Raw genomic sequence first — 9943 nt, 5'->3', positions numbered from 1 at the left:
GCACAGGGCGTAGGTCATCAGCATCCGCGTGCGCTCGCTCATCTCGGCGACGGGCACCTTGCCCAGCTCGATGAAGGCGACGAACTCGGTGAGGGTCAGCTTGACCCCCAGTAGCCAGCCCGCCTTGTGAGCGTCGGCCCATTCCACGCCCGTCAGCCAGGCGACGGGAGCGAACAGCACGCCCAGGATGCGCTCGATCGTCAACGGCTCTCCAGCGATGACGAAGCCGCCCAGGATGACGTTGGCCAGGGCCACCAGGGCCACGAAGACGATCAGCACAGCCGAGATGTTCAGCACCACCATCAGGCCGTCGGACGTGCCCTTGACGATGGCGTCGACGGCGCTGTCGTACTTCAGCGCCGAGTTGTAGTCGGCGACCGCCCCGCCCTCGCCCGGCTTTTCAGGGATGATGACGCGCGCCAGCAAGATGCCGGCGGGCGCCGAGACGATGGAGGCCACCAGGACGTGGCCCGCCGCATTGGTCAGCACTGGCGACAGGATGGCGGCGTAGGCCACCATGGTCGAGCCGGCGACGGTGGCCAGACCGACCACCATCATCAGGAAGACCTCGGACCGGCTCAGCTTGTCCAGATAGGCGCGGATGACGATCGGGCTTTCGATCATGCCCAGAAAGACGTTGGCCGCCACCGCCAGAGCCGAGGCGCCGCCCAGCCCCAGGGTCCGCTGGAACAGGAAGCCGAAGCCGAGCGTGATCCACTTCAGGATCTTCCAGTGCCACAGCAGGGCCGACAGAGCCGAGATGACCAGGATCAGCGGCAGCACCTTGAAGGCGAAGGTGAACAGAGCGCCTTCATTGGCCACGGCGTAGGGCTGATCCCCGCCCGCCAGATAACCGAAGACGAAGCGCGTCCCCTCCTCGGTCGCCAGCTCCAGCCCCTTCACCGCATTGTTGATGCCGTCCAGCACCACCTGCGAACCAGGAATGGCGAAGGTCGCCAGCACCAGGGCCGCCTGCACCAGCACCGCCCCGATCGCCAACCGCCACGGAAAGGCGCGGCGGTTCTCGGAGATCGCCCAGCAGACGGCGACGATGACGACCAGGCCGAACAGGCTCTGGAGGTTCAGGAGGCTGAACATGGAAAGACGGCTCCGCGACCGGCGCTATGGGAGCCGGCTTCTTCAGTGCGCATCAACGACAGCAGGACGCCGCTGGCAAGGGGGACGACGAAACTCGTCGACGGTCGCCGCCTAAAGTTGGCCGCGAACCAGCTTACCGTAGTCGTCCATCAGGCTGAGCGACAGCGCGCCCGGCGTGAAGCGATAGTCGCCGACCTGGCCCACCGGCGTCACCTCGGCGGCCGAGCCGGTCAGGAAGCATTCGGAGAAATCGCCCAGCTCCTCCGGCAGGATGTCGCGGACCACGACCTCGACCCCGCGGGCCTGGGCCATCTCGATGACGGTCTGACGGGTGATGCCGTTCAGGATGTGGTCGACGCGCGGCGTGTGCAGGGCGCCGTTCTGGACGAAGAAGACGTTGGCGCCGGTCGCCTCGGCCACATAGCCGCGCCAGTCCAGCATCAGGGCGTCGGCGAAGCCGCGCTTCTCGGCCGCCGTCTTGGACATGGTGCAGATCATGTAGAGGCCGGCCGCCTTGGCCGTGGACGGCGCCGTGGCGGGGTCGGGACGGCGCCACTTGGCCCACTCCAGGGCGATGCCCTTCTTCTTGACCTCGGGATCGAAATAGCTCGGCCATTCCCAGGCGGCGATCGCCAGGTGGACCTTGCTGTTCTTGGCCGTGACGCTGAGCTGCTCCGGCCCCAGGTAGGCGACGGGACGGATATAGCAGTCGATCAGGCCGTTGCGTGCGCAGGTTTCCTTGCAGGCGGCGTCGATCTCGGCCACGCTATAGGGAATCTCGAAGTCGAGCAGCTCGGCGGAGCGCTTCAGGCGTTCGCTGTGCGCGGTCAGCTTGAAGATTTCACCGCCATACATACGCTCACCCTCGAACACCGACGAGCCGTAGTGAAGGCCATGGGTCAGAACGTGCGTCTTCGCGTCCCGCCAGGGAACGAATTCTCCGTCAAACCAGATCCATCCGTCACGATCGTCGAAAGGAACGAAGGCCATTGAAGAACGTCTCCCGCGCAAGATATTCATTTAGACGCCCGTCGCGCGTCCGCGTCAACGGCGCCTCGCGAGGAGATTCGCAGTGAGCATGATCGAGCCTCGCTCCAACGGCCGGTCCGGCCCCATCGCTCCCGCCGGCAGCGGACGGCACATCCTGGTCGTCGATGACGACGACCGCATCCGCGAACTGCTCAAGGAGTTCCTGAGCCGCGAGGGCTATCGCGTCACCGGCGCCGCCCACGCGGGCGCGGCGCGGCGCATGGTCGAACTGATCGAGTTCGACCTGATCGTGCTGGACGTGATGATGCCGGGCGAAAGCGGCTTCGACCTGACCACCTGGATTCGCAGCCAGGCGGCCCTGTCCAAGACGCCGGTGCTGCTGCTGACGGCCAAGGGCGACCCGGACGACCGGATCGAGGGCCTGTCGCGCGGCGCCGACGACTATATGTCCAAGCCCTTCGACCCGCGCGAGCTGGCGCTGCGGATCGAGGCCATCCTGCGCCGCACCGGCGGCAAGCTGATGACGCCCAAGGAAATCCGCATGGGTCCCGCCGTCTTCGACATGGAGCGGCTGGAGCTGACGCGCGACGGCGAACTGCAACGCCTGACCGAGGCCGAGGCGCAACTGCTCAAGACCCTGGCCATCCACGCCCATTCGCCGGTCGAGCGCATGACCCTGTCGCCCGACACGGCCGATGTGACCGGCCGTGCCGTGGACGTCCAGGTGACGCGCCTGCGCCGCAAACTGGAGGCCGACCCCAAGAATCCGCGCTACCTTCAGACGGTGCGCGGCGTCGGCTATATGCTGGCGCCGGACTGACGACAGGACCGGAACGCCCCTCATGCGGCTGATGCCGTTCAACGTCTGGACGCGATGGATCAAGCGTCGGCTGCCGACTTCCCTATGGGGGCGGTCGTTGCTGATCATCGTCCTACCGGTGCTGATCATGCAGGCGGCAGTGACCTGGGCCTTCTTCGACGCCCACTGGCAGGCAGTGACCGCGCGCCTGTCCGAAGGCCTAGCGGGCGACGTGGCCTGGGCGGCCGAAAGCTATCGCGACGATCCTTCGCCCCAGAACCTGGCGCTGATCTCCGAGCGCGCCGAGCGGTCGATGCAGTTGTCCATCGCCTTCCAGCCCGCCGCCTCTCTGCCGGACGAAGAACGGCGCGGCGCCCTGGGGCTGGTCGATCGGACGCTGGAGAAGGCGCTGGCTTCACGGCTGGACCAGCCCTTCTGGTTCGACACCACCCGCTACCCCGCCTATGTCGATATCAGGGTGCAGGAGGCGGGCGGCGTGTTGCGCGTCATCGCCCCGCGTGAACGGGCCGTGGCGACCCAGGCCCACATCTTCGTCCTGTGGCTGATGATCGCCACCATCCTGCTGCTCGGCGTGGCGGTGCTGTTCATCCGCAACCAGGTGCGCGCCATCGAGCGGCTGGCCTCCGCCGCCGAGGCTTTCGGCCGGGGCGAGAGCGTGCCGCGCTTCAAGCCTCACGGCGCGCGCGAGGTGCGGGCCGCCGCCACCGCCTTCCTGGACATGCGCGCCCGCATCCAGCGTCATATCGACCAGCGCACCGCCCTGCTGGCCTCGGTCAGCCATGACCTGCGCACGCCCCTGACCCGTTTGCGTCTCGAGCTGGCCCTGGCCCCGCCTTTCAAGCGCGCCGAGGCGATGAAGGGCGACCTGGACGAGATGGAGCATATGATCGACGAGTACCTGGCCTTTGCGCGCGGCGAGGCGGGCGAGGCGATGCAGACGATCTCCGTGCCCGAAATGCTGCGTCGCGCCGCCGAGGACGCCAGCCGCTCCGGCGCCGTGGCCGAGGTCGAGGCCCCCGACGATCTCAACATGCTGGCCCGCCCCCTGGCCTTCCGCCGGGCGATCAACAACCTGGTCGGCAACGCCGCCTCCCACGGCGAAAAGGTGCGGCTGTCGGCCCGCCCCCTGCCCTCCGGCGGACTGGAGATCACGGTAGAGGACGACGGCCCCGGCATTCCCGACGACATGCACGAAGAGGCCTTCCGCCCCTTCTCGCGCCTTGACGCCTCGCGCAATCAGAACCGCAAGGGGGTGGGCCTGGGCCTGGCCGTGGCGCGAGACGTGGCGCGCGGCCACGGCGGCGACATCATCCTGGGCCGCAGCGACCTGGGCGGACTGAAAGCCTCCATCCGGCTGCCGGCGGATCGTCGCGCCGCCTAGATCTTTGGCCGGCGCCTCTAGCGGAACCGTAAAATCATCGCCATCTTGTCCCGTGTTCCAGGGGGGCCTGGAATCAGGAGTCCGTACTATGCGTCGTATTGCTTTCCTTGCGCCGCTCGCCGCCGCCCTCGCCGTTTCCGGCGCCGCTGCGGCTCAACCCTCGGCCGTCGTCGTGACGGTCAGCCCCGACTTCGCCAAGACCGCCCAAGAACTGGGCGAACGCGATGTCCAGCAACAGGTCAGCGATCTGACCCGCACCGTCGAACGCGTGCTGACGGATCGGAACGCCCTAGACGGCGCCCGCGTCGAACTGGTCATCACCGACCTGAAGCCGAACCGCCCCACCATGCAGCAACTGGGCGACAAGCCCGGGTTGGATTCCATGCGCAGCCTGTCCATCGGCGGCGCTGCGATCGAGGGTTCGGTGACGATGGCTTCGGGCGAGGTGCAGCCGGTCAAGTTCGACTACTACACCCCGACCCTGATCGATGCGCGCGGTTCGACCACCTGGACCGACGCCCAGCGCGCCTATGATCGTCTGGCCCGCAATCTGGCCGAGGGCCGTTTCGTCAAGCGCTGAAGCGTTTGACGATCAGGCGCTGAGTTCAGTGGACTTGGCGACCGCCGCCTTCACGGCGCTTTCGACAGAATGGTCGAGGGCGCCGTTTTCATTGAGGGCGATCAGACCGGCCTGGGTCACGCCGCCGGGCGAGGCCACGCGGTCGATCAGGGCGTTCAGCGCCTCGTCGCCCTCCACGCCCGCCGCAGCCGAACGCAGGGTGGCGCGCGCCAGACGGGCCGCCGCCTCAGGCGACAGACCCTCGGCCTCGCCGGCCTCGGCCAGGGCGCGGGTGAAGGCGAAGAAATAGGCCGGCCCACAGCCGGACACCGCCGTCGCCGCGTGCATCAGGGCTTCATCGTCCAGCAGGACCGTTTCGGCGATCGGCTCGAACAGCGACTGTCCGATCTTCAGGGCGTCCGCGTCGGACGACCACAGCGTCGCCACGCCGCGCGCCTGGGCCACGCCGGTCGTCGGCATGACGCGCACGACCGGGCGGCCGTTGTAGCCCTCGGAGATCGTCGCGCCGCGCACCCCGGCCATGACCGAGACGATCACAGCGTCCGCCGCCAGATGCGGCAGCACCGCCTGCGCGGCTTCCAGCCATTTGGCGGGCTTGACGCCGATGACGAAGGCGCGGGCGTCAGCCAGGGCCTCCAGCGGCGGATTGATGCGCGCGCCCTTGGCCCGCGCCGCCTCGGCGACCGGCTTTTCGGACGGCGTCAGAATGATCAGATCGGCCGGGTCGACGGCGCCCGTCGCCAGCCAGCCTTCCAGAATGGCCGAACCAAGACGCCCGACGCCCTGAAGCACGACCGGACGACCCGAACCGCTCATCAGGCGTTGCCCACGGTCTCGAACAGGCAGGCGTCGATCGCCTCCTTCGGCTTCTTGGAGCCGCGCACCATGAAATCGAAGGCCGGATAATAACGGTCCGCCGCCTCGACCGCCGCGTCGATCATGGACGCGGCCTGGGCCAGGGTCGGACGCTCGGTGTGCGGCAGAGCCAGGGCATGGCGGAAGACGATCTCGCCTTCGTCCGGCCAGATCTCGAAATGGCCCAGCCAGGTGCGCTGATTGATCATGGAGACCAGTTCATAGGCTGCCGCGCGGCGCGTCTTGGCCACGCGAAGGTCCAGCGCCAGGCACAGCTGAAGGCAGTCGCCCTCTGGCCGCCAGGCGAACCACAGCTCATAGTCCTTCCAGTCGCCGGCCAGGGCGAAGGCCAGATCGCCCTCGTCCGTGCGGTCGAACGGCAGGTTCTCCGCCGTCAGGACGTGTTCGACCACATCCAGCGGATCAAAGGGCAGGTCGACCTCTTCGGGTCTCACAGCATCCATCAGGCGTTCAACTTCTTCAGCAGCGACAGCGACTCAGAGGAGCGCTTTCGAGGACGGTAGGCGTGTTCGCAGATTCGGCTCAACCGGCTGAATCCGGGGTCGAAGCAGCGTCTGTGGACGATCCCTTGGCGGCCTTCTTCGAGGCGGGTCCAGGACTTGAAGCAGCGGCCTTCAGCGCCGCGATCTCGGCGCGCAGGGCGGCGATCTCGTCCTTCAGCACGTCGAACTCGTCGCGGCGCACCAGATCCATCTCGGCGACGAAGCGATCGGCCTGGGCGCGCCAGGCGGCCTTGGCCTCTTCGCCCGCAGCCTGGGCCAGACCCATGGCGCCGGTGGTCAGCTTGGCGAACTCATCAAGGAGGGGATTGCGCGTCTGCATGTGCGGCCTCTTGAGAACTCCCGGACCTTCGGTCCGAACGTGGTTAACGGTGCATTGATTTGGGTAAACCAAACCTTACCTGCCTGCGGCCTATAGACTGCTTCGCGGGAAAAGCGCGCGACGAATGCAGTCCCGCTTGCTAGACGAGTGACAACTTCTGAAGGCGCAGGAGGCCCCGTGCCCTTTCCCGAATTCGACCCCGTCCTGATCCAGCTCGGCCCCCTGCCCATCCGCTGGTACGCGCTGGCCTATATCGCCGGCATCGTCCTGGGCTGGTGGTACGCCTCGCGTCTGGCCAAGACCGAGCGCCTGTGGGCGCCGGGCAAGTCGCCGGTCAGCGGGCAGCAGCTGGACGACCTGGTGCTGTGGATCACGCTCGGCGTCATTCTGGGCGGCCGTTTCGGTTACGCCCTCTTCTACAAGCCGGAAATGTTCGCCCAGCTGTTCACCGGCGACAGCTGGGGCGAGCGGCTGGAGTTGCTGCAACTGTGGACCGGCGGCATGAGCTTCCACGGCGGCTTCCTGGGCGTGGTCATCGCCATCGCCCTCTACGCCCGTCGCCAACAGGTGAACCCGCTCAGCCTGGGCGATCTGATCGCCCCGGTCGCGCCGCTGGGTCTGTTCTTCGGCCGCATCGCCAACTTCATCAATGGCGAGCTGTGGGGCCGTGAGACGACGGTCCCCTGGGCCATCCGCTTCTGCAACGAACGCATCCAGCAGATGTACGGCTTCTGCCCCGCCGGCAACGAGCCGCGTCACCCCAGCCAACTGTATGAGGCGGGTCTTGAGGGCCTGCTGCTGTTCGTCATCCTGTCGCTGGCGATCTGGAAGTGGCGGATGCTGAAACGTCCGGGCTTCGTCACCGGCCTGTTCCTGCTGGGCTACGGTGTCTGCCGCGCCGCGCTGGAGAACGTGCGCCAGCCCGACGCCGGGCTGGAGAACCTGCCGCTGGGCCTGACCATGGGCATGATCCTGTCGATCCCGATGATGCTGGTCGGCGCCTGGCTGATCTGGCGGACGCTGAAGAAGCCGGAAGTCGCGGAGGCGTAAGACCATCATGGCGGAGACGCTCAAGGACCGCCTGGTCCGCGAGATCGTGCTGACCGGGCCGATGACGGTGGCGGACTACGTCACCCGCTGCCTGCACGACCCCAAGGGCGGCTACTACGCCACGCGCCCGGCGCTGGGTGAACGAGGCGACTTCATCACCGCCCCCATGGTCAGCCAGATGTTCGGCGAACTGATCGGCCTGTGGGCGGTCGAGACCTGGACGCGCCTTGGCGCGCCCGAGCGTGTGCGGCTGGTCGAGGTCGGCCCCGGCGACGGCACGCTGATGTCCGACGTGCTGCGCGCGGCGCGGCTGGTCCCCGGTTTCCTGCAGGCGGTCGACCTGATCCTGATCGAGCCAAGCGCCCCGCTACGCGCCGAACAGGCCCGGCGACTGGCTGACGCCGATGTGCATCCGCGCTGGCTCAGCGCCCTGCACAAGATCGAGACCGACGCCCCGGTGATCCTGATCGCCAATGAGGTGCTGGACTGCCTGCCCGCGCGCCAGTTCATCAAGACCGAGGGCGGCTGGGCCGAGCGCCGCATCGGCGTGACCGACGACAACGAACTGACCTTCGGCCTGACCGCCATCGCAGACGGTTTCGAGGCGCCCGGCTTCGACGTCGAACCCGGCCAGATCATCGAAATTTCGGAACAGCAGGCCGCCTTCGGCCGCGATCTGGCCAGCCTGATCCGGGCCGCCTCGGGGGCCGCCCTGCTGATCGATTACGGCCGCAGCAAACCCGAGGCGGGCGACACGCTTCAGGCCCTGCGACGGCACCAGAAGGTCGATCCTCTGTCCACGCCAGGCGAGGCCGACCTGACGCAATGGGCCGACTTCCCCCTGGTACTGGAGGCCGCCGTGCGCGGCGGCGCCGACGTCACCGGCTGCGTCGGCCAGGGCGCCTTCCTCAAGGCGCTGGGGATCGAAGCTCGCGCCCAACGGTTGATGCAGGGACGCCCCGAAGCCGCGCCGATCATCCAGCGCCAGTTGGACCGCCTGACCGCGCCGGATCAGATGGGCGAACTGTTCAAGGCGGCGGCGATCTTCTCTCCGCGCTCTCTGGCCCTGCCGGGCTTCTGAGGCGCCCGCCCAGCGATGGAGCCTGATGCGGCCATGACCTTCACCGAGCACGAGCGCCAGATCCTGCTGGCGACCAAGGGCGTCGGCCCCAAGGTGATTCAACGGCTGGAGGAACTGGGCGTCGGCGGCTTCGCCCGTCTGGCCCAGGCGGACGCCGCCGTCGTGTGCGCGGGCGCCGCCGCCAGCGTCGGCTCGACCTGCTGGAAGAACAGCCCCCAGGCGCGCAAGGCCGTTCAGGCCGCCATCGACGCCGCCCGTTTCGAACTGGAGGGCGCCCTATGAGCCTGAACCCGATCACCCATCCGCTGCTGACCAGGGCCGGAGTTCGCCACGGCTTCTTCACCCGCGCGGGCGGCGTATCGGACGGCCTCTACGCCGGACTGAACGCCGGCGTCGGCTCCAAGGACGACCCGGCCCACGTCGCCGAGAACCGCCGCCGCGTCGCCGAATGGATGGGCGGCGCCGCCGACGACCTGTGCGGTTGCTATCAAGTCCACTCCGCCGTCGCCCGTGTGGCTGAAAGCGGCTGGGCCGGCGACCGCCCCGAAGGTGACGCCGTGGTCGCGGGCGTGAAGGGGCCGGTGCTGACCGTCCTGACCGCCGACTGCGCCCCCGTGCTGTTCGCCGACGCCGAGGCGGGCGTCATCGGCGCCTCCCACGCGGGCTGGAAAGGAGCCCTGGGCGGCGTCATCCACTCGACCGTCGCGGCCATGCAGGCGCTTGGCGCCGAGCCCTCGCGCATCGTCGCCGTCGTCGGCCCCTGCATCGCCCAAGGCTCCTATGAGGTCGGCGCCGACTATCAGGACCGCTTCGCCCACCACGACCCCGGCAGCGAACGCTTCTTCGCCCCCGGCGCGACGGACGACAAACGCCAGTTCGACCTGCCCGGCTTCGTCCTGTGGCGACTGGAGCAGGCCGGCGTCAGCGAAGCCGCCTGGACTGGCGATGACACGCGCGCGGATGAAGGGCGCTTCTACTCGAACCGCCGCGCCTATCTGGCGGGCGAGCCGGACTTCGGCCGGTTGATTTCAGCGATTACGTTGATGGATTAGAACGGGTTGGCGAAACAATTTCATTTAGCTCATTTTGGCAATTGACCGTCGCCCTAATAGCCAAGGTTGGATTGTCCATCAGTTCGCCAGGCGACGTATCTTTTATAACCGTATGCCAATCTACATCCGGCCGTCGCGCTAGGCTCAGGACCCATTGAATTGCGGCGTGCGATCTGATTCAGGCTCCTGAGGA

General features: G+C 67.7%; 12 protein-coding genes. 7 read left to right on the top strand and 5 right to left on the bottom strand.

The genetic code is table 11. From position 1 onward, the window contains the following. Positions 1-1098: NupC/NupG family nucleoside CNT transporter (locus tag FM111_RS00410; protein WP_087138770.1), on the bottom strand; the 1098-nt coding region annotated here is incomplete at its 3' end. Positions 1099-1209: 111 nt separating this feature from the next. After that, positions 1210-2088 carry a branched-chain amino acid aminotransferase gene (locus FM111_RS00405; RefSeq protein ID WP_087138769.1) on the bottom strand — a complete coding sequence of 293 codons (879 nt, stop codon included), beginning with the start codon at positions 2086-2088 and terminating at the stop codon, positions 1210-1212. An 88-nt stretch (positions 2089-2176) separates the two neighbouring features. Between FM111_RS00405 and FM111_RS00400 the strand changes: the two genes are divergently transcribed. The 3 genes from FM111_RS00400 to FM111_RS00390 all read left to right on the top strand — a co-directional run bounded on the left by FM111_RS00400 (position 2177) and on the right by FM111_RS00390 (position 4869). Further along, complete coding sequence (locus FM111_RS00400; RefSeq protein WP_179204973.1) at positions 2177-2908, top strand: response regulator; 732 nt, start codon at positions 2177-2179, stop codon at positions 2906-2908. A 22-nt stretch (positions 2909-2930) separates the two neighbouring features. Then, the gene (locus FM111_RS00395; RefSeq protein ID WP_087138767.1) at positions 2931-4289 is read left to right on the top strand and encodes an ATP-binding protein; all 1359 of its coding nucleotides are present in this window, start codon (positions 2931-2933) and stop codon (positions 4287-4289) included. Positions 4290-4377: 88 nt separating this feature from the next. Continuing rightward, entirely contained in the window at positions 4378-4869 is a 492-nt protein-coding gene (locus FM111_RS00390) for a hypothetical protein (RefSeq protein WP_087138766.1), read from the top strand. Between the two features lie 12 nt (positions 4870-4881). Here the strand turns inward: FM111_RS00390 and FM111_RS00385 are convergent, their stop codons facing one another. From FM111_RS00385 to FM111_RS00375, 3 genes are all read right to left on the bottom strand, one after another. Further along, positions 4882-5685: a pyrroline-5-carboxylate reductase family protein gene (locus FM111_RS00385; RefSeq protein ID WP_087138765.1), complete on the bottom strand. Its 804-nt coding sequence runs from the start codon at positions 5683-5685 to the stop codon at positions 4882-4884. Continuing rightward, positions 5685-6188, bottom strand: a complete 504-nt coding sequence (locus FM111_RS00380; protein ID WP_004370784.1) for a YbjN domain-containing protein — start codon at positions 6186-6188, stop codon at positions 5685-5687. Before FM111_RS00380 ends, FM111_RS00385 begins: the two co-directional genes overlap by 1 nt. Positions 6189-6267: 79 nt before the next feature. Then, positions 6268-6567 (bottom strand): accessory factor UbiK family protein, encoded by a 300-nt coding sequence (locus tag FM111_RS00375; protein WP_087138764.1) that lies wholly within the window; start codon positions 6565-6567, stop codon positions 6268-6270. Positions 6568-6744: 177 nt separating this feature from the next. Here FM111_RS00375 and lgt point away from each other — a divergent pair, with 177 nt between their 5' ends. From lgt to pgeF, 4 genes are read left to right on the top strand one after another with little or no spacing between them, the layout of a single operon-like run. After that, positions 6745-7617, top strand: a complete 873-nt coding sequence (gene lgt / locus FM111_RS00370) for a prolipoprotein diacylglyceryl transferase (protein ID WP_087138763.1) — start codon at positions 6745-6747, stop codon at positions 7615-7617. A 7-nt stretch (positions 7618-7624) separates the two neighbouring features. Beyond that, complete coding sequence (locus tag FM111_RS00365; RefSeq protein WP_087138762.1) at positions 7625-8698, top strand: class I SAM-dependent methyltransferase; 1074 nt, start codon at positions 7625-7627, stop codon at positions 8696-8698. 33 nt (positions 8699-8731) lie between these two features. Continuing rightward, positions 8732-8980 carry a Pathogenicity locus gene (locus FM111_RS00360; RefSeq protein ID WP_087138771.1) on the top strand — a complete coding sequence of 83 codons (249 nt, stop codon included), beginning with the start codon at positions 8732-8734 and terminating at the stop codon, positions 8978-8980. Beyond that, positions 8977-9750, top strand: coding sequence for a peptidoglycan editing factor PgeF (pgeF, locus tag FM111_RS00355; protein ID WP_087138761.1), 774 nt, complete (start codon positions 8977-8979; stop codon positions 9748-9750). The genes FM111_RS00360 and pgeF overlap by 4 nt, the downstream gene beginning before the upstream one ends. The last annotated feature ends 193 nt before the right edge of the window (positions 9751-9943 follow it).

Source organism: Brevundimonas diminuta 3F5N, from assembly GCF_900163625.1.
Classification (GTDB): domain Bacteria; phylum Pseudomonadota; class Alphaproteobacteria; order Caulobacterales; family Caulobacteraceae; genus Brevundimonas; species Brevundimonas diminuta_A.
Note: the sequence above shows the minus strand (reverse complement) of the source record. Positions and strands in the feature narration are given on the sequence as shown.